Raw genomic sequence first — 21281 nt, 5'->3', positions numbered from 1 at the left:
AAATTTTAAATCTAACACTCATGAAAGAAAAATACAACTACTATTTAAACTCAATGCAAATAGAAAACTCGTTTTTATTTGCAGCGAGCCTAAAAAAACATATGAAGTTTTGAAAGAACAATAACCAAAGCCCTAAATTTATAGATTTCTAAACGGTTAAATTTAAGGCATTCCATCATATTTAAAAATATAATGGATAATTCGCACTATCTTATTTTATTATGACAAAAAACATAACTCATTCCTCCTTAATTCAATATCAAAAATTTATTAATTTATTCTTAAGTGATGCTAATTATAACATAACTTTATTTTAGACCAAGCATTTTTTTTTTTTTTTTTGCAAGGGGTCAATTTTAAAATAATAAAAATTAAGATTTTAACGACTAAAAAACCCGAATTTACGGGTATTTTTGCATATTTGTATTCACTAAAAAGTGAATTTTTGCATCAAACTAGGAAACTCAGGTAAAGTTAATCTCGAGTTTCCCTGTTTTGTAAGATAATCTTAAAAAGTGTCTGTTTTTGGGAACTTTTTTAATTTTTTTGGCAAAAGTTAATTACAATTTTTATTAGTGATTTATTAAGATATCAAAGTAAAAATCATACCTATTTCAAATATCTGGATCACTAGGAACGCCTTCACGATTTTTAAATATCATTTGCTGATCTAAAGTGTTAAATTCAACCCTTTGTCTTAATTTTTGCAACATCGTTACTAAACCAACCTCAGTTAATTGATTGTTTTCAAATAACTTGTTATCACTAATATGTTTGTTGATTTTAAAAATTATAGTTTTTAAAATAACTAGCGAGATAAAACACAAAAGAGTGTGAGCTAGGATATGCTCATCCATTTTTAAAAATACAGGCCGAATATTCAATAAACCTTTTAGACTTCTAAAATTAGCTTCAATATTTTTCTGTTTTTGGTATTTTTCAACTATGTCTAAGACATTCAAATTTAGCATATCTGTTTCATAAACGTAGTAACCATCAAATTGTTTGTCTTTATCAATTTTGCTTTGATCTAATTCAAATTTCATGTTTGAAATTTCCTTAAAATATTTAGGTTTTTTACCAAACAATTTGTTTACTTCAATAAAGCCATCTTTATTTTGTTTTTTAATAAAACTTTGGATTTGCTCTTCACGAGCTTTTCTGTCTTTTATTGCTCTTTTTGTGCTATAAGTAATAATTCTTCTTCTAATATTTTCGGTGAATCTTTTATTTTTATATGATGAATAAAATTCTTCTTTTTTATACTTAAAATCCGCACTTACATTAACATAATCGCTTGGATCTAGTAAATAATTTTTAAATTTTTGAGTCCCTACCTTTGCGCGATAAGAAATAATGAAATTATAGTTTCTAGATTCAAGAAATCGAATATTTGCAGCAGTTGACATGCCGCGATCAGCGATTATTGTCATATTTTTGATATTATATTTGGATTCAACATCTAAAACAAAGGGGATTAATGTACTAGAATCAGCGGTATTTCCTTTAAAAACTTTAATATGAAAAGGAATACCATTTTTATCACACGCTAAGCCAATGACAATTTGGTCTTCTTTGAATTTAGCATCTTTAGAATAACCAGGAATTCTTAATCCATTTCTTTCAAATGTCTCAAAATAGACTGTTGATGAGTCAAAATAAAATTCACTGTCCCTTTTTCCAAGTTCACTTGTTACCATTTTGTTGACACTATTTAAAAGTTGATTTTGTGACTCAAAGACAAGATCTAAGAGTCTATAAAAGCTATTTTTGGAAGCATTTATTTGATTTGAGTAGTCATCCTTTTTATCAAAAGCATTAATAATGCTGCCAGGATCAGTGATCCGTTTTGAAATTAAGTAGTTAAAAATTTCTTTCATATTTTTATGTCTACTTTTAGGAAGTGACTCAAAAATATTGTGCTTTTCAATAAGTTTTTCAATTAATTCCCCACCAACAAAAACCGAACCTTCGATTATTGCGGAATTTTTAATAGAATCAAGTAAAACAGCCTTAACTTTATCTTTGTCATCTAAATTTGAAAACAATTTCAATTTTTCTTTGATAATTTGAACAGCATTTGGATTAATTTTTTCCAAATTCCGCTCATTTCCTAAACTAAATCAACGTTTTGCACCTTTGCCATAACCTTGTGTTCAGCCAACATATTTATATGGTTTATCTTTTGAAGATCCTCAAACATTAAATAAAAACAAATTTTGCTTTTTCATAGTGTATAATTATATTATAAAATTTATTTAAAATGCAATTGATGTAGTTAATAAATTAGGGTTTTACGACAAAAAAACCTGGATTTATGGGTATTTTCCCTTATTTATATTCACTAAAAAGTGAATTTTTCCATCAAACTGAGAAACTCGGGAAAAGTTATTAAAAACTTTTCAACAAAAAAAACTACCGACTGGTAGTTTTTTTTGTTGAATTTAAAATTTAATTGAATAAATAATTTTTAAATTAGATTTTAATAAAAGGAGTAACATTTAAAAAATTAAATAAACTTGGTCTTGATCCTAGATTCATCACTGCTTGAGAAGCTGTTGCAACAGTAGCGGTAGTACCAGCACCTGTTCGCGCAGTTTGTATATTTTTTAATGCTTTTGAAAGTTCTTCAACAGATTGTAGCGCTTTTTGCAATTTTTCTGGCGCATCTTTTAATGCATCAATTTGTGTTTTAAGCGAATCTAGATCTAAATTTGCAAGTTTATCAAAACCTTCTTGAAATTTTTTAATTTGCTCAGAGTCCAATTTTGAAAAAGTTTTTTGAAATTCTTCAAATGACGCCTTGATTTTATCAATTTCAAAACTTTCAATTTGCTTTTTAAATAAAAAGTATAAAGTAGCAATTATTATTGCAAATAAGAGAATATTCCCAACAATAACAGCCAAAACTGTCGATACAAATCTTCCGATTTTACTCACTTAGGCCTCCATAAATTTGTAAATTAAATTTTAATTTTTGGTCTTTTTTTACGATTCACCATCCTTATTTTCATTTACTTCTTCATTAGTTTCATTTTGTTTCTCTGTTGTTTCAGTTTTTTCTTCTTCTATTTTTTCTTCAGTTTTTACTTCTGCTTTTTCTTCAGTTTTTTCGCTATTATATTCAATTAACTTGTCAACAACTTTTTTGTTTGTTATGTTAATTTGAATTTCGCTGTGAGGAATTGTTTCGTTCAATTCTTCGACAGATTTACCTGTGAATTTTGACAACAAGGCAATTTGCTCGTCATAATCTTGTTGGGTTGGAACTAATCCCTCAAGTTTTGCAATTTCGGCAAAAATAAAGGAATTTTTAAGTAATTTTCTTGCTTCGGCGTCTAGTTGATTATGAATATCTTGCTCAGTGAATTTTGTAATTCGGCAATATTCTTCAAGAGTAAATCCTTGTTGTTTTAAAGTTGAATTAAAAGTTTCATTTAAACGACTAACTTCTGCGTTAACTAATTTAGTTGCAAGTGGAATTTCAACTTGGTCAACAATTTCGACAAGTGCATTTTTTTGAAACTCAATTCGCGCTTTTTCAATATTTTCACGTTTTGTAAGATCTTCAAGATAAACTTCCAATTGGCTAATTGTTTCAACATTTGGAATTTTTAATGAAGCAACAAAATCATTAGTCAATTTAGCGGGTTGACTTTCTTTGATTCTGTTGATTTTTACATGAAATCTTGCCTTTTTACTTGCATAAGCTGGAACGTGGTAATCTTCAGGGAAAACCACATGAATATCGGCTTCTTTTTCAATTTCTAACCCAACTAGTTGTTCTTCAAAACCAGAAATAAAGCTATTTGAACCAATTCGAAGCTCAAAGTCTTGTGCTTCTCCACCTTCAAAAGGTTCATCATCAATAAAGCCTTTAAAATCAAAATTAATAATATCTCCCATTTTTACAGGACGATTTACATTAACAAATTTTCCTTTTGATTCTAAAAGTTTTTGTTTTTGGATTTCAATATCATCTTTTGTCACTTGTTTTACAGCGTATTTTGTCTTAAGATTTTGGTATTCAGGAAGCTTAATTTCAGGATAAACAGGGTAAAGAAACTCAATTTCTAAGGTGTTTTTGTCCATTTGAACAATATTAAAGACTGGCGATTCAATAACATTGTCACTATCCATTACATTAGAAAAAGCTTGTTTTTCAAGTTCGGGTAAGTACATTCTAAGTGCTAATTCAAAAACTGCTTGTGGATTTAAATATGGGCGAGCTTTTTCTAATGGCACTTTCCCTTTTCTAAAACCGCGTAATGACACTTTTGCAACTTGTCTTTTTTCAGCTTTATCGTAATATTCAACTCATTTTTGCGGATCAGCTACTAACTTAATTTTAAGTTCGGCACTATTAGGTAAAAATTCACGTGTTATCATTAATAATAATCCTTAAATTGTTATATAAAAATAAAATAAAACTAATTATAATTTAAATTATATAAATTTGTTTAAAATTTAAAAAAATAATAAAAAACTTAGCTTTTTCTCCTAGTATTTTAGACAAATGTATTTATTTAAAAACTAGGGCTAATAATTTATTATTATCTAGGTTTTCATTTTTACTTAAATTATAATTTATTATTGCAAAATTTAAAAAATTTTTATGTTGTTTTTTGAAATTTCTTTTATTTTTTCAATGGCAAAATCCAAACTTGCTTGTATAATTTCAGATCTGCTTCCGGTAAAATTCAGCTCTCAGACTTCATCATTAATCGCAATAAATACTTGTCCGAGCTCGCCGTCTTGAACTGTAGGACCAGCATTTCCGGTTAAGGCAATTGCATATTTGGTTTGAAAAAAATCAAGACCGTATTTAGCCATTTTTAAGGCTGTTTTGGCATTAGTTACACCGTTTTTTGTGTCAATACCAATTTTTTCCTTAATTTCATTTTGATAACAAACAAGTCCGCCAGCAAAAAACTTACTTGCGCCGGGCTTTTTTACAATTTCAGCAGCAAGCGCGCCTCCAGTTAAAGATTCAACCGTAGCAATACTAAATGGTTTATTGGCCATTAATCAGTCCTTTTTATTAAATTTTTGGCTAATTGAGCAAAAATTGCATTTAAATTCAATTTTTTTATATTTTTCAATTAAAAAATCAACATCTTCTTGAATTAAAAGTTTCAAATGTTCTTCAAAATTTGCTTTTTTACAGTTACAAATATAATCCCAATTTTGGAAGTCAACCTGATTAAAACTTGAATAAAAGCTCATGAAATCCGTCATTTTTTCATTTTCTAGTCAGCGTTCTACCTCTTGTATTTCTTCTTCAGAATGATTAGGCAAAAGCTGAATAATTAAGGATTGTGCTTTTGTTATTTTTGCATTTTCATCAAGTTGTATTAAATTTTTTACTACTGAATTAATTTGCTGAGATTGGTGAAAATAATACGCTAAATCACTTATAAAATCACCTTTTTGAAGTTTAACTTGTCCTGAATAATTAGTTTTTTTTGCAAATTGGTTAATTTTTAAAAAACCAGAAGTTCCAATATATGAACTTACAAGTAGGTTTGTGCTGTAATTTTTGAAAACATGAGCCGGAATTTCAAAATTATTTCCTGAAAAACTAGCACGAATTTGGCCTTTCTTATTTGTTTCAAGAACTAATGACTCAACAGTTTCAGAATTAATTTTAACAGAAAATCCAGTTGTTTTTTCCTTAATCAAAGTTGGGAGTGGTCCAAAAACATTAATAAAACTTGCTAAAATAAGCGAACTAATATTGCTTAACTTGTGAATATTAATCGCTTTATTAACAATTTCAGTCATTTCTGAGACAACTATCAGAATATTTTTGTGCAAATAAATCTTAGAATATGATGACATGATTATATTTTTTTATTTTGTTTAGATATTGAATTTGTTCATTTTTCTCAAAGTTGTTTTCACTCTTGTTCATTTTCGCAGCTTAAATACTCAAGAATTTGAGCATCAACTATAGGGTCAAAACTTGGCGAAATACCTAACTTTGTATAAAAATTATACCATTTTTTAATTTTTTCTATATCATCCATAACTTGAGATTCATTAACATCAAAAGTATAAGATTTTATATGTCTTTTTTTTATAGGAAATTCTTTGGGATTTTCGTAGTCATCTTCTTCTAAAAATGTTGCTACAATTGCATATTTTTCAGCATTTTTTAAAAATGCATATAATTGGGCTTGTTTTATGTATTTTTGCGGTAAATTTTCCCCTTTTTTACCTCACCTTTCAAAATTTTTCAGACCGGTTGTTTTAATTTCGATTATTATATTAGTTTTTTTGATAAAACCATCAGGAATTCCGCCAATAATTGGATCATCTCTAAAATAATCATAATTATATTTTTCAGGAGGAAAAGTTTCAATTTCTAGACCTAATTTTTCAGAAATAGCTTTAATGACAAGAGGTTCGATTGCAACTCCCGCGTCAATATATTTAGTGTCTAAAATTGGCATATCCAATTTTGAAATTTTGACAAAAGCTCGAAAAGGGGAGCTAAAACTATCAAGTCCGAGCACTTCTCCAATTAAAGTTCCACCAATTTTTTTAAAACCGGTGTTAAAACCAAACTTTTTGTTAAGTAATTTTTCATGAAAAGCAGGATTAAGAATTAAAACCCGCTTTTCATGGTCAATAAAATATTCTTTTTTATTATAAAATTTACGATTTGTATACATATTTGTCCTAAAGTCAAGGTTGTAAACTAATAAGTGAAAGTGAAACTCCGATAATAATTAACAGAAAAACATTTACCTTCCGTAAATACAAAATAAAAACTGTTATAGATCAAAAAATTGCAAATAAAATAAAAACTCAAAGTCTTCAACCGCTTATAAAATCACTTACTTCTTTTGTGACAAAATATCCATTATTAGAATTAAAAGCATAATTTACAAGTACTAAATTGATAAAAAGTTGAAAAGCAAGCGCTAAAATAATTCCAATAATTGCTGGTCGAAAAATTTGTGCTTTTTTTACAAAATTTGAGCCATTTTTTTGCGAAACTCTTTTTAAAGCCTTTAATCAAATTACAACTAAAAAAATTGCCGGCAATATAAATACCATTAAAAAAATAAATGAAAGAAATCAACCTAAAACTCCAAAATCTGCAATTAAAAATCCAGTAACTGCGGCCAATTTAATTGAAAAAACACCTGGTGTTGAATTTGCGACAGTGAAAATTTGATTAATTTTTTCTTGATCAATTTCAAGACCTAACTCTCCAAGTTGTAATCAAAACCAATTAAAAACAGGCATAAAAACTTGCCCGCCACCAAAGACAATTAAACTAATAACCGCTAGCCCCAAAATTGTTAAACTAATTAGTAAAATCACGTTTTTTCTTTCATTTTTTAAACAAAAATAAAACTGAATATATAAAGATAATTACTAAAATTGGGACAATCGCTAAATTATACGGGCTTGGAACAAACAAAGAATATGCAAAACTTAATAATAAAACGGTGTAATAAACTAATTTATTCATTGAATTTTTGTCTTTTTTTCAATAAATATAACAAAATCCAAGCAAAATTCCGATAATTGTTGAAAAAATTGCTAGGTTAAAAGTGACTAAATATCTTGAAGGTAAATTTTTTACTAAAATAAATAAAGTAAAAAATAATAAAACATGCGGGAAAATTCCCAAAACTGTTGCTATAACACCCCAAAAAGCGCCTAATTTTTTAATGCAAACTAATGCCATCATTTGAAGCGATGAAGGTCCGGGGAGCAAATTGGTCAAAATTAAACCTTGATCAAAATCACTTTTTGAAATTCATCCTTTTTTGACAACTGCCTGACTAAAAATAATAGGCATTAAAGAATTTCCTCCGCCAAAAGAAATTAAAGAAATTTTTACCACAAACCATAAAAGTGTTAAAAAATCTCTCATTTTCATATTTTTAATATTTTTTGTATTCATACTTAATAAAATAATATATTATTTTTTAAAAATGTGGTATAATTAAATCGGCTTAGAGGTGTAGTTCAATGGTAGAACAACGGGCTTCAACCCCGTATGTTGCGGGTTCGACTCCTGTCACCTCTGCCATTTTTTTTATTTTTTAAATTAAAAAATAAAAAAAATGGCAATAAATTCTAAGTTTTTGGCAAAAGTTAATTACCTATTTTAAAACACTGGCAAAAATCAATTTATGGATAAAATAACAAAAACCATAAAAAATAGAACTACTATTTAAACTCAATGCAAATAGAAAACTCTTTTTATTTAAATTGAGCCTAAAAAAACATATGAAGTTTTGAAAGAACAATAATTAAAAGCCTTAAATTTATAGATTTCTAAACGGTTAAATTTAAGGCATTCCATCATATTTAAAAATATAATGGATAATTCGCATTTTCTGATTTTTTTATGACAAAAACATAATTAATTCCCCTTAATTCTAATATCGATTTATTAATTATTCTTAAGTGAGTTTAATTATAACATAACTTTATTTTTGACCAAGCATTTTTTTTTTTTTTTTGCAAAAGGCTAAATTTAAAATAATAAAAATTAAGGTTTTGCGTCAAAAAACACGGATTTACCGGTATTTTTGCATATTTATATTCGATAAAAAGTGAATTTTTTCCATCAAAATGGCAAACTCGGGAAAAATAAAAAAAAAGCAAAAAATTCTAAACTTTTGATAAAAGATTTAGAATTTTTTAAAAGATATAATAAAAAAATTAGTCAAGATAATTTTTACCTTTTTGAACCTCAAAGCAAGACAGTCCGCTAAAATCAAGCTGGCGATAAATTTCGTATGCAACGATAACAACAGAATTTGCTAAATTAAGCGATCTAGCATGAGGTGACATTGGAATTCGCAAGCATTTTTCCTTGTTTGATTTTAGAATTTCAATTGGAATTCCAGTTGATTCTCTGCCAAAAATGAGGAAAATCTCGCTATTTTTGTTAAATTCGGTTTTAAAATCTATTTGCGAATAAACTTTTTGGCCATAACGGGTTATAAAATAAAGATTTTTTGTGCTATATTTTTTTTCAAAATTTTGCCAATCACTGTGAATTTCATGTTGAATTTCTGACAAAAGAATTCCAGCCGCTGGCCGTTTTAAGTGTTTTGGATCTAAATCAAATGCAATTGGCTTTATTATATGCAGTTTCATATTTAAAACAAAGCAAGAACGGATAATATTGCCTGTATTTGGACCTATTTCGGGCTGAAATAGCACAATGTTAATCATTTATAAACTCCAGAGTGGTAAGATATGTTGAAATTTTTGAATCTTCTGAGCCGTTATTTTTGAGAAAAAGGTCATATTCAATGTTAATAAATTCTGAATTTATTTCTAATTTTGTTAAAAGAGTATTGACTATAAGTTCCATTCCATTAGTAATAAACATATTTTCAACATAGTTATTTAATTCAAAAAATAAAGTGTTTTCGCCAGAAAATACTGTTAAATTTTTGTCAAAAATTTCAAATCTTATCATCATGTTATTTTCAGGATTTTGCGTTTCATAAACATCAGTTTCGGTGTTATTAATGATTTGCTTTGAAATGTAAATTGCGTTAATAAATTCGACCATTTTTTTGTCTTGGTCGTCAATAATAGTTCTAAGAGAAAATCTTACTTTCATTTTTTAAGCCTTTTTTGAATTATTTGCGGACCTAAAAGTCAAATTGCCCTTGCTAATTCAGGACCTGATTCAGCTCATGTTGTTGCCAGTCGTAAAGGCAACAATAAATTTTTACCTTTTATATTTAAGGTTTGGCCAATTTCCTTAATTAAATTTTCAATTTTTGAAAATTGCCAGTCATCATAGTCAATTTTTTGTGCAAAAAGTTGAATTGGTTGCTGATTTGATTGGTCCAGTAAATCGATTATTTTTTGGCTCATTGAGTCCTGAGGCTTTGTGAAAAAATCTAGATTTTCAAAAAAGTCGCTGTATTTTACAGCACTTTTTTGAAATGTTTCAACAAAAAAGCGATTTCATTCAGAGTTTGTTTCCAGATTTAGATGCGGTAAAATTTGGTCTGTTTCCATTTTTGAAATGTAAGATTTTGAAAACCAGTTTAATTTTTCAGTATCAAAATATGAAGGCGCTTTTGAAAGTCTCTTAAAATCAAATGCTTTGATTAATTCTTCGTGTTCAAAAAATTCACGAGAATCAGCGCTAGTTCAACCTAAAAGTGCTAAAAAATTAAAAACAGCATGACTATGATAACCTTGATTTTTATAGTCCTCAATAAATTGGAAAAGTGATGAGTCTCTTTTTGACAGTTTTTTGCCATTTTTATCGGTAATTATTGTAAGGTGACCAAATTCTGGCTTTTCAAATGAAAAGGCCTCATAAAGCGCAATTTGTTTTGGAGTGTTTGAAATATGCTCTTCTCCACGGAAAATATGAGTGATTTTCATATCATAATCATCGACAACAACAGCAAAATTATATGTTGGAAATCCGTCAGATTTTATAATAACTCAATCACTAATGGCAGAACCTTCAAAGCAAATTTTTCCTCGAACTAAATCATTTCAGCAATAATTTTTGTTTTTGTCAACGGCAAATCTGATAACAAACTCGTTATTTTCTAGACGTTTTTGCTTTTCTTGTTCAGAAATTTTAAGTCAGTTTTTGTCATAGCGAAAACTAAAAATACCTTGTTTTTCTTGCTCTTTTTTTTGCTCTTCAAGTTCGCTAGCATTGTCAAAAGCATAATATGCAAAGCCTTTTTGAACTAGTTCTTGGGCTAATTTTTGATAGCGGTCAATTTTTTCTGACTGACGGTATGGACCATATTCTGAAATTGTGCCTGGTTTTTCGTCTGGAAAAATTCCAAGCCATTCTAAATTTTCAACTTGGGAGCGCTCACCGTCTTTGATATTTCTTTGGGTGTCTGTGTCTTCGATTCGTAAAATAAAATCACCACCGTGATGTTTTGCAAAAAGGTAATTAATAAGCGCAGTCCGAGCTCCACCAATGTGCAAAAATCCAGTTGGCGAAGGGGCATAGCGTGTTCTAATTTTCATTTTTTCCTTTCAATTTTTAGATTGCAAAACTCAAATTATCCTATAAATTTATAGGATAATTTGAGTTTTTTTGCCAATAAGCAAATCTTGGTTTTTGATTTATATCATTTTCAATTTTGAATTCAGGGAAATTTTTTTTGAAAAAATCGACACTATCTTTGTCAATTTCAAAAAAAATTCAACCTTTATCATTAAGAAAATTATCGATTTTTTCCATTATTTTTTGATAAAATGAAAAAGGCTCGGGTTCAGAAAATAATGCACTCTGAGGTTCAAAATTAATAACTGACTCATCAAGTTTTTGCCTTTTAAGATAGGGAGGATTTGAGACAATAATATCAAATTTTTGGCCAATAATATTGCTAAAAAGATCAGATTTTACAGCACTTACATCTAAATTGTTGTATTTTGCGTTTAATTTTGTTTGCAAAATTGCCTCATCACTAATGTCAACCAAAGTAATTTTTGCGCCGCTAAATTTGGCAAGAGCAAGGCCAATAAATCCTGAACCACAACACAAATCAAGAACAAAACTGTCTTTTTTTATGACTTTTTTTACTTTTTGCAGTAATTCTTGTGTTTCATAACGGGGAATAAAAACTTTTTGATCCAAAAAAATTCGAACATCTTCCATTTCGATAAATCCGATGATTTTTTGGACTGGATAGTTCATTTCTAACTTTAAAAGTTCAAGTTTGGAGACTTCTAAGGGCAAATTATAGCGTTGTTTTTCCTTTAAAAGTTCCAATTTTCTACTATTTATCTCCATAGCTTTGCAAGATTAACTCAGCTCTTTCTTGAGATAATAAGGCTTCAATTATTGGATTTAGACTTCCTTGGATGACCGGTTTTAATGAACAAGAAAATCCTATTCGGTGGTCGGTGAGTCTATCTTGAGGGTAGTTATAAGTTCTAATTTTTTCAGAACGAGCCCCTGATCCGGCAAGTTTACGAAAATTAGCTTGTGTTTCAAGTCTTTTTTGCACTTCCAAGTTATAAATTTTTGACCTCAGAATTCCCATTGCTATTTCTTTGTTACCAATTTGGGATCTTTCATCTTGAGAGGTTACAACAATTCCGGTGGGAATATGGGTAATTCTAACCGCCGAATCGGTGGTATTTACAGACTGACCGCCAGCCCCTGAGGATCGATAAGTATCAATTTTAAGATCTGAAGGGTTAATTTCGACTTCAATTTTACTATCAATTTTTGGCATCACGGTAACTGTAGCAGTTGAGGTGTGAATTCTGCCCATTGTTTCAGTTTCAGGAACTCGTTGAACACGGTGGACGCCTGATTCAAATTTAAGTTTTGAGTATATATTTTGACCAGAAATTTGGAAAAAAATCTGTGAAAAACCGCCGGCAAGTGCAAGTGATGAGCTAAGAATTTTAACTTTTGCCCTTTGGGAATCAGCTCATTTTTGGTACATTCGAAAAAGATCGCCAACAAAAATATTAGCCTCGTCTCCCCCGGCAGCTCCGCGGATTTCAACAATTACGTCTTTATCGTCATTTTCGTCTTTTGGAAGCATTAAAATTAGGAGTTTTTCCTCAAGTGCTTCAATATTTTTATTGACAGTTGCAATTTCTGATTTTGCTAATTGTTGTAATTCTGGGTCTTTTTCTTGACTAAGAAGTATTTTTGCATCTTCAAGTGTTTGCTGGTTTTTTAAAAGTAAATCAAATGTCAAAGAAATTTCTTCAATTGAAGAAATTTCTTTTGCGATTTCTAAATATTTTTTTTGATTATTTATTACCTCATCAGTTAGTAAAAGCTGACTTAAGTCTTGATATTTTTTGTGAATTTTTTCTAAAGAGTCTAAAAATTTTTTTTCCATTGTTAGTCCACCTACGTTTTTATTTTTAAAATTTTAAATTTTTTTCTAAATTTTAAAAATAAAAGTTAAACATCGGCGGTTGCTTGAGGATTTTGATTGCTAGAAAATTTAAGCCAACGCGCTGAGTGAGCTAGTCTTTCAATTTGGGCTGGATCCTCAAGGGAAAAAACTTTTTCTGAAGTTTTGTCCAAATCAGTTTGAATGTCTTTTGTTTGAGCCAGTCATTTGGCTAAAACTGTTGGATTATTGTCAATTTTTACACCAATTGGGTCAAATTGGCCAATTCCTTTAACAAGTTGACTTCTCCCTGGAGTGGTCTGCGGGAAATATCCTCCCCAAAAAATACCGATAACTTGGTTATATTCATTTACAACGAGCGAACCAGACATTCCACGACCACCACGAAGTCCAGGAAGAGAAATTGAAGTCGCCCCTTGGAAAGATTTAGGTGAATTATCTTGTTTAAACTGATTTTCTTTTTTTAGCTCATCGACTGTAACAAATGAATTTTTATTGTCAGTAATTCAGGTAAATCCACCTAAAAAACCACCTAAATAAGCATGCAGTGGCAGTGCTGATTCAATTTTTGAGGTTTTAAGTTGGATTGCTTTTGTAAAAGTAGGAACAAATTTATTTGTTACTAAAACATCAAGTGGCGCTTCGTTGTAATGTCGAACAGCATCGGGAATATTTTTTATGTATGAATCTTCACCATCACCTAAAAAATCTAAAAAGGGAATACCAATATTAAATGGATTTTTTATCTGTTCATCATCAGGAAAAGTTACTTCAATTATTGCAATATCGCGAAATTCTCCCTTTACGGGCGTATCTAGACCAATTGGATTAATTTTTAAATTGTTTCAGAATTTTTTTGATTCAGAGTTTATATACTGAAATCCTTCAGGAGGTAAAAAATCTCTGTTTGCTTCAGTTTTTGAAATTCGATCAAAACGACGGAATAAATTAGTATCATCAAAACTAATCTCATTTAATTTTTGCAAATTTCCATCGAGTAAATAAGAAAATGAATAAATTTGATCCGGTTTGTTAATTAAATCTGAAACAACATGCAAATTTGTGGCAAGATAATAAGTGTTAGTAGGTAAAAATTTTCCTGGATTTTGAGGGTCAGGTTTTAATTTTCGATCAAAAACCCAAGCTGTTCCTGAGGTAATTCGGGTTGTATTTGAATTAGTTCTTGGGTCAAAAGCATTTGAACGTAACTGAATTACCATTGATCTTGAACGTAATGAGTCATTAATTATATTTTTTTCAAGAACTTTTGCACCAAAATCTTCAATAATATTTTTACTTTCATTAGTGTTGGTAAATTTTACGTTAATTTTGTAATAGTCTTGAACTGAATTACCAAAGTGAAATGAAACTCCTGACTCATCAATTTTAAAATCAGCTAATGAAGCAAAACTATAATTTAATTTTTCAAAATTACTTAATTCCCCAGTACTTTTAAAAAGCGTCGGTTCTGATAGTGTTTTTTTGATTGCTTGACCAAAAAGTGGCCATAAAAGTGCATCACTTGAGGAATTTAAACTTTGTGAAATATTTTTTAATTTTTCTGAAATATTTGTTGTAGTAGGTAATTTATATCAAGAATCAATAAAGTTAAAATTTATTTGACTTGTAAATTCGCTTGAGGCAAATATCTTATTATATGAGTTAAACCCTTCAACTTTAATAATTTGACCAGGGCTTGTTGGGCCTGAAGTTAAATCATTTTCTTTTGGAGTTAAAATTAGGTAAAAATCACCATTTTGATCATTTGAAAGTGAGGGAACCTTTTTGATGTGATACATTGAGTGATTTAAATTACCAAAATCGATATATTTAGATAATGTATCGCCTGAATTTTCAGAGGAATTTATTAAAAAAGATGGCAAAAAGTTAGAATACTCATCTTTAAGTTTGAAACTTTTAATTTCAGTTAATTTTTTTAGATTTTGATTTGGCTTAAGTTTTAGTTTTACAATTTTTGAAACAAAATTATGGTATGTATCATGATAAATCGACAAGACAACATCGACAGTTCCAGTTTGGGAATCGTATGAGTCTTTTAAAATTGTTGCTTTTAAATAATAGAAATTTTTAACCTTTAAACGATAAGGATTTTTGGCAATATTTTGAATGCTTGGGACTGCCTGTTGTTCACTTGGAACATCAAATTGATCTGAATTTCTAAGCGTAGTTATGTCAGTTTTTTCAAAATTTGACGGTAAATTGATATGTTCCCAAATATCTGAGTCAGATTTTAGTGAGTCAATATCAAAAGTGTTTTGATTTTTTAATTCTAAAGTTTCTATTTTTTCAAAAGCAGTTTGAATTCTTTCTTTATAAGCATAAATTCCGGTTTGATCGGTTTGAAAGCCGTTAACAACAAACTCTTTTGATTGAACCAAAGTTTTTGAGTCTTTATTATAAGAGTCAACCTTAACTTTAATTGAACCGTAAAAATCATTAGCAGAATTTGTAACTGGGGTAATTTTTAATTCAAATTTTGCATTTAAGTCAAAATTATCAACGCCTGGGATAAAAGTTCAAAGAATTGCTGAATCTAAAAATGAACTTCCTCTATTGAACATGCGGTGAGTTATTCCATTCAAATTATCATCTAAATCTAAGGTTGAATACTGTTTTAAAAAATCAGACGCCTTAAGGTTGTTACCTAAAGCAACTTTACCTGAAATTATTGAATCTAAAGGGTTCTTTAGATTTAGTTCTTGATCTCAAGGGTTTGATTGGCCAATTTCGAGTGTTCGCTTGAGAATTCCATTGACCGCACCAAGCGGTGTGCAAGAAGCGATAAAAAATGTAGTTGAAATTCCAACTAGCGGGAGAATTTTAATTAGTATTTTTTTCAAAGATTTATTTTGTTTTTTTGCCATGATTGATATAATTATATTATAATTATCTTTAAAACAATAAATTTTAAAAACTTTTTACGGCTCATTGGTGGAATGGTAGACACGGCAGACTCAAAACCTGCTGCAGCAATGCGTATCGGTTCGAGTCCGATATGAGCCACCAAATATAGTATACCTCATCATATTATAAAAATTTAATTATAAATAATTTAAAGAAAAGCACTCTGATTTGGAGTGCTTTTCTTTAAATTTGAACTGTTAAATTCAACCCTTTGTCTTAATTTTTGCCATTAAACTGCAAAACTCAGGAAAAATAACTATCAAAACAAAAACACTAAATTTTAAATCTAACACTCATGAAAGAAAAATCTACTTATTAATCAAATAAAGCAAACTAAAAAAGTTAAAATTTTAACTTAAAAAGCAAAATTATGAAATTTTTAAACACTACTTTTTTAGTTTAAAACACTGGCGAAAATCATAAAAAAACAACTACTATTTAGACTCAATGTAAAAAGAAAACTCGTTTTTATTTGCATCGAGCCTAAAAAAATATATGAAGTTTTGAAAGAACAATAACCAAAAGCCCTAAATTTATAGATTTCTAAACGGTTAAATTTAAGGCATTCCATCATATTTAAAAACATAATGGAAAAGTCGCACTATCTTATTTTTTTATGACAAAAAACATAATAATTCCCCCTTAATTCAATATCAAAATTTATTAATTCATTCTTAGTGATGGTTATTATAACATAATTTTTTCTTAGGCCAAGCATTTTTTTTTTTTTTTTTGTAAAAGCTTAAATTTAAAATAATAAAAATTAAGATTTTACCGTAAAAAACCGGATTTACCGGTATTTTTGCCATCAAACTGGCAAAACCCAGTATTTTAAAGAATTTAAAGAAAAGCACTCCGATTTGGAGTGCTTTTCTTTAAATTTTAAGTGTGTGACTTTGAAAACTAAAGATTTTTCATAGCGTCTTTGTAAATGGTATCGACAATTTCGACTGATTTTGCGAATTTTTCTTTTTCTTTATCATTGAGTGTAATTTCAATGATTTTTTCAATACCATTTGCACCAAGGACCGCTGGAACTCCAATATTTACGCCATCAAAGCCGTACTGACCACGTAAATTCGCACCGACAATTAGAATATTCTTTGTGTCGTTGATAATGTTGCTTACAATTCGCGCTAATGCAGCACCAATTCCGTAAAATGTTGCTCTTTTTCTGTTAATTATTTCATAAGCACGACGTGAAACTGGATATTCAAGCTCTTTTTCGTAATTTGAGCCGTTAATTCCGGTTAGTTCTGAAAAATGACAGAAGCATTCACCTGCAATTTTAATATTTGAATATGCAACAAAAGATGAATCACCATGCTCACCCATTACGTAAGCCTGAACTGAATTTGGGGCAATTTTTAATCTTTTGGCAATTTCAAACTGAAGTCTTGCAGTATCAAGAATTGTTCCTGATCCAATAACTTTTTGGTCAGAAAATCCTGAAGCATCACGGTAAGCGCGAGTAATAACATCAACAGGGTTTGAGGCAATAACAGTAATTCCGCTAAAGCCACTTTCTTTAACTTTAAAAGCAATATCACGGATAATTCGAATATTATCTGCAACTAATTCAAGACGAGTTTCACCTGGTTTTTGAGGTCTTCCTGCTGTAATTAAAATAAAATCTGCATCTTTTAGGTCGCTATACTCATAACGGCGAACTGAAAAAGGACGCAAAAGTGAAGCGGAGGCATCCTCAAAATCAAATGCATTTCCTTCTGCAAAATCAGGGTTTATATCGATAATTCCGTATTCAGATGCAAGACCTTGATTCATTGCTGCATAAAGAAATGAATTTCCAACATTTCCTGCGCCGATTAGAGCGATTTTGATTGGCTTCATATTGTATCTCCTAGTTTTTTAATAATGGTTATAACAAAAATATTAAATATCTATGTTACGTTTAAAATTTTAATACATTTTTGAATAAAAAACAAGCAAAAATATACTTTTGCTTGTTTTTTACAAATTAATTTAAAAAAATGAAATTTTTTTCAGTATTAAATACGTTCAATATCTGAGAGTTTACGGATTTTTAAGAGTTTCTTATAGTTTGGATGAGGTTCTTTTATAAAGGCAAGCCCAATTGCAGAAGCAACTGAAAATCCAATAATTACAATATAAGCGCCTAAGGCATATCCATCAACATTTTCGGCACTAACTGCTGTTTTTAGATCTACCCCTGGAGGCGTATTAATTAATGAAGTTATTATTGTTGCTAATGTAAAGGCAGTATACCCTAGTCCTCAAATAAGACCAAATTGGAATCCGACTCTTTTAGGATTTGAGCCTGGATATTCGTGAGGTAAATTAAGAATTACTCCTTGAATACCTCAGAGACAAATTCCCATAAAAAGACCAAAAATTAAAAATAATCAGGTTCAACCATCTTTGTAAGTTTGTGCACTGAGAGGGTCTTTTCCTACTTTTGTAACAAAAACAACGGTAGCAAGAACATAAAAAAGAACACCAAGGGAAATAACTGTTGTTATATATTTACGTCTTTGAAGTTTGTATTTTGAAAACAGTCCAACTGTAAATGGACCGACAAACATTCCTGATAAGAAAACAATTAGGAAAACTGAGATTTTTTGGCTAAAAGTATTGGCACTATCACCAATTAGACGAGCAAAAATTGGCTTAGAAAATGTAAAGGGGAAAACAACCGCAATAAGTCATGATCCATAAACAATTGTTCAATATCAAGTATCTTTTTGTTTAAAGAAGCTTGATAGAGTTAGTTTTTCTTGTTTAGCTTGATTTGCTAAAGCAGAAGGATACAGGTCAAATTTTGCTCCTAAAATTATGTAACCAATTAAAGGAATAAGTGTTAAAAGTCCAATTACTAGGAAAATTGTTTGTCAATGTGAACGAACAGAATCTTGAATTACATCATTCAATATAAAAGGAATAAGTGTAATTATTGTTCCAATTGGGTAAAAAAACGGTGAAAACTGTGAAATTACCGCTTTTTGACGTGGATTTAAATAATTTGAAACAACTGGTTGAATTAAAACAATTTGCATTGTTCCACCAATTGCAAAAATAGTTCTTAAAATTATAAACCCTGCATAAGTTGGTGAATAAGGCGCTGCTATTCCAAAAAGCATCAAAATAAGCGACAATACAACAGTATATTTATGTGAAATTTTTACAATAAATCAACCTACTAGAATCGATCCAATTCCACGACCGATTGTAATTCCTCAGTTAACTGCTTGATTAACTACAGTTCCAGGCGCAGCACTAGCATCTGGAAAAAAATGTCCTAAATATCCACTTACACCAGCTTTTCCGTTGAGTCCAGCTGATGCAAATCCTCAATTTATGACAAAAATCATATAAGCAAAAACAATTAACGCTCACAGAATTAGGCCGGTACTGAAAGTTAATTTTTTTTCTTTTATGTTTTTTGAAGCAAATTTTAAAATAAAATTATCATTCATATAATTTAGTTCCTAAATTTTAAAAATGTGATACAGAGTTAATAACTCTGCTTAAAATTATATATTAAAAATTTAAAAAAATATCAAACTGGAACATTTTGTTTAAAAATTTAAAAAAATTTCAGTTTTTTCTGTGTTTGCCTGTTTGATGAGATAATCTTAAAAAAGTATCCTTTTTTTGGGACTTTTTTAGCACCCATGAAGGAAAAATCTACTTATCAATCAAATAAAGCAAACTAAAAAAGCTAAAATTTTAACTTGAAAAGCGAAATTATAAAATTTTTAATTACCTTTTTTAGTTTAAAACATAGGCAAAAATCAATTTATTTTAAAATAACAAAAATCATAAAAAATACAACTGCTATTTAAACTCAATGCAAAAAGAAAACTCCTTTTTACTTACATTGAGCCTAAAAAAATATGTGAAGTTTTGAAAGAACAATAATTAAAAGCCATAAATTTGAAGATTTTTAAACGGTTAAATTTAAGGCATTCCATTATATTTAAAAACATAATGGATAATTCGCACTATCAGTGCACATTAGACAAAAAACATAACTAATTCCTCCCTAATTCAATATCAAAATTTATTAATTCATTCTTAGTGAATGTAATTATAACACAATTTTATTTTAGACCAAACATTTTTTTTTTTTTTTTTGCAAAAGGTTAATTTCAAAACTATAAAAATTAAGGTTTTAGCGTCAAAAAACACAGATTTACCGGTATTTTTGCATATTTGCATTTACTAAAAAGTCAATTTTTGCTATCAAACTGTCAAACTCAGAAAAAATTTCATTTTTTAATTTAAGACTAAAAAACAGCAAAGATTTTTTAACAGTCTTAATTATGACTATCAAAAAATCTTTGCTGAATTTAAAACAGTAGTAAAAATACTCAACTAAAAAAACAAAAATTAATTAAAAAGTGAAAATTTAATTAATTTTTGTTGCATCAAAACGGTCTGTTGTTTGTAAGATTTTAGTTGCTGAATACCAAAAATTAACGTTTGCTTTTGCAATTTCTTCTAAAATTGCGTTTTTTTCAATTATGTAAATAATTGTCTCAACTCTTCATTGTTTTTGGCCGGTGTATCCAGAAACACCTTCTCAAATATTATATGAGTGCCAATATTTTATTGATTTAAGATGTTCAACAATTTTTTCTGGGTGATTAGTGTAAATTTGTAAAAGAATTTTTCCGTATTTTGGATAAATTCGGCTAACAATTGACGAACTTACAATTAAATAAATAAAAACAGCTGCTAATTTTCGACCCAAAAGTTGACCATCAACTTGTGAAGGTTCAAGAAAATAAAGGATAATAATTGAAAAAAGTCCAAAAAATATCGAAATACTAAACATCACTTTGCCAATAGGCTTGCGATATTTTAGCGCGATATAATAAGTTATATAATCAGTTCCACCAGAAGAACCACCGAATTTTCAAGCCATTCCGATAGATCAACCAGACAAAATGGCGCCAATAATTGTATAATAGAAAATAGTCCAAGAACCTTGTTGGCCTTGAATTAAAATATTGTTAATTAAAAATGTCCTTATTGGGGTATCAAGAGAAAAAACCTGGTTTCAGACGATTTGAAAAAAAAGTCAAATGAAAGTAAGATAGCTAAAACTTTTGTTCGAGACTTTAACTAAAATAAAAATTATTAAAGGAATATTAATAACAAAGTAAATTATTGCAAAACTTCAGCCAATACTTACCTCATATTGAGAATTAATTATTATTATAGTAAGTGCTGGAATTGCCGCGACACCTGTTGGGACAGTTTTTGCAACTCCTAAGAAAAAAATAACCCCTAATGTAAAAAATAATGCTGAAATAGCCATCATTGTGATTGAAAGGGTACGCTTTTTCCAGAAATTTTTCAGGTTTATTTTGCTTTGATTATGATTAAAAATTTCACGTTCTGCACGTAAAACAAGTTGATTTTTTAAGCATTTAGCTAAATTATGGTTATTCTGATTAGAACAAGAACAATGCGCATTGCTTGATTTATTAGATTGTCGAGAAGACATAG

General features: G+C 29.1%; 16 protein-coding genes and 2 tRNA genes. 2 read left to right on the top strand and 16 right to left on the bottom strand.

The window, feature by feature from the left end:
• Positions 1-572 precede the first annotated feature (572 nt).
• The 7 genes from QJQ40_RS01145 to QJQ40_RS01115 form a co-directional block, all read right to left on the bottom strand.
• Positions 573-2231: an IS1634 family transposase gene (locus QJQ40_RS01145; protein WP_282861467.1), complete on the bottom strand. Its 1659-nt coding sequence runs from the start codon at positions 2229-2231 to the stop codon at positions 573-575.
• A gap of 244 nt (positions 2232-2475) precedes the next feature.
• Positions 2476-2940: a hypothetical protein gene (locus tag QJQ40_RS01140; RefSeq protein WP_282861466.1), complete on the bottom strand. Its 465-nt coding sequence runs from the start codon at positions 2938-2940 to the stop codon at positions 2476-2478.
• A gap of 48 nt (positions 2941-2988) precedes the next feature.
• Positions 2989-4389 (bottom strand): trigger factor, encoded by a 1401-nt coding sequence (tig, locus tag QJQ40_RS01135; protein ID WP_282861464.1) that lies wholly within the window; start codon positions 4387-4389, stop codon positions 2989-2991.
• Positions 4390-4602: 213 nt separating this feature from the next.
• A complete protein-coding gene (locus QJQ40_RS01130; protein ID WP_282861463.1) occupies positions 4603-5841 on the bottom strand; it encodes an Hsp33 family molecular chaperone HslO in 1239 nt (412 codons plus the stop codon).
• A 2-nt stretch (positions 5842-5843) separates the two neighbouring features.
• Complete coding sequence (locus QJQ40_RS01125) at positions 5844-6677, bottom strand: MAGa7180 family putative nuclease (RefSeq protein WP_282861462.1); 834 nt, start codon at positions 6675-6677, stop codon at positions 5844-5846.
• Positions 6678-6684: 7 nt separating this feature from the next.
• A complete protein-coding gene (locus QJQ40_RS01120) occupies positions 6685-7335 on the bottom strand; it encodes a chromate transporter (protein WP_044285895.1) in 651 nt (216 codons plus the stop codon).
• Positions 7319-7900 (bottom strand): chromate transporter, encoded by a 582-nt coding sequence (locus QJQ40_RS01115; RefSeq protein WP_044285894.1) that lies wholly within the window; start codon positions 7898-7900, stop codon positions 7319-7321. The genes QJQ40_RS01120 and QJQ40_RS01115 overlap by 17 nt, the downstream gene beginning before the upstream one ends.
• A gap of 78 nt (positions 7901-7978) precedes the next feature.
• On the opposite strand from QJQ40_RS01115, the gene QJQ40_RS01110 reads away from it, so the two are divergent.
• A tRNA-Trp gene (locus QJQ40_RS01110) sits at positions 7979-8053 on the top strand.
• 638 nt (positions 8054-8691) lie between these two features.
• On the opposite strand, the gene QJQ40_RS01105 is transcribed toward QJQ40_RS01110, so the two are convergent.
• The 6 genes from QJQ40_RS01105 to QJQ40_RS01080 all read right to left on the bottom strand — a co-directional run bounded on the left by QJQ40_RS01105 (position 8692) and on the right by QJQ40_RS01080 (position 15745).
• Complete coding sequence (locus QJQ40_RS01105) at positions 8692-9210, bottom strand: tRNA (cytidine(34)-2'-O)-methyltransferase (RefSeq protein WP_282861461.1); 519 nt, start codon at positions 9208-9210, stop codon at positions 8692-8694.
• Entirely contained in the window at positions 9203-9607 is a 405-nt protein-coding gene (locus tag QJQ40_RS01100) for a hypothetical protein (RefSeq protein ID WP_282861460.1), read from the bottom strand. Before QJQ40_RS01100 ends, QJQ40_RS01105 begins: the two co-directional genes overlap by 8 nt.
• Entirely contained in the window at positions 9598-11001 is a 1404-nt protein-coding gene (gene gltX / locus QJQ40_RS01095; RefSeq protein ID WP_282861459.1) for a glutamate--tRNA ligase, read from the bottom strand. Before gltX ends, QJQ40_RS01100 begins: the two co-directional genes overlap by 10 nt.
• A 40-nt stretch (positions 11002-11041) precedes the next feature.
• The gene (locus tag QJQ40_RS01090; protein ID WP_282861458.1) at positions 11042-11770 is read right to left on the bottom strand and encodes a peptide chain release factor N(5)-glutamine methyltransferase; all 729 of its coding nucleotides are present in this window, start codon (positions 11768-11770) and stop codon (positions 11042-11044) included.
• Entirely contained in the window at positions 11757-12842 is a 1086-nt protein-coding gene (gene prfA, locus QJQ40_RS01085; RefSeq protein ID WP_044285890.1) for a peptide chain release factor 1, read from the bottom strand. Before prfA ends, QJQ40_RS01090 begins: the two co-directional genes overlap by 14 nt.
• A 65-nt stretch (positions 12843-12907) precedes the next feature.
• On the bottom strand, positions 12908-15745 hold the full coding sequence (locus tag QJQ40_RS01080; protein ID WP_282861457.1) for a DUF31 family putative serine protease: 2838 nt from the start codon (positions 15743-15745) through the stop codon (positions 12908-12910).
• Positions 15746-15803: 58 nt separating this feature from the next.
• Here QJQ40_RS01080 and QJQ40_RS01075 point away from each other — a divergent pair.
• A tRNA-Leu gene (locus QJQ40_RS01075) sits at positions 15804-15887 on the top strand.
• Between the two features lie 801 nt (positions 15888-16688).
• Here the strand turns inward: QJQ40_RS01075 and QJQ40_RS01070 are convergent.
• From QJQ40_RS01070 to QJQ40_RS01060, 3 genes are all read right to left on the bottom strand, one after another.
• Positions 16689-17636 carry an L-lactate dehydrogenase gene (locus QJQ40_RS01070; protein ID WP_282861456.1) on the bottom strand — a complete coding sequence of 316 codons (948 nt, stop codon included), beginning with the start codon at positions 17634-17636 and terminating at the stop codon, positions 16689-16691.
• Positions 17637-17794: 158 nt separating this feature from the next.
• The gene (locus QJQ40_RS01065; RefSeq protein ID WP_282861455.1) at positions 17795-19240 is read right to left on the bottom strand and encodes a hexose phosphate transporter; all 1446 of its coding nucleotides are present in this window, start codon (positions 19238-19240) and stop codon (positions 17795-17797) included.
• A 935-nt stretch (positions 19241-20175) separates the two neighbouring features.
• Entirely contained in the window at positions 20176-21279 is a 1104-nt protein-coding gene (locus QJQ40_RS01060) for a YitT family protein (RefSeq protein WP_282861454.1), read from the bottom strand.
• Between the last annotated feature and the right edge of the window lie 2 nt (positions 21280-21281).

Origin of the sequence: Mesomycoplasma ovipneumoniae (assembly GCF_030012565.1) — a bacterium.
Lineage (GTDB): Bacteria > Bacillota_I > Bacilli_A > Mycoplasmatales > Metamycoplasmataceae > Mesomycoplasma > Mesomycoplasma ovipneumoniae_D.
Note: the sequence above shows the minus strand (reverse complement) of the source record. Positions and strands in the feature narration are given on the sequence as shown.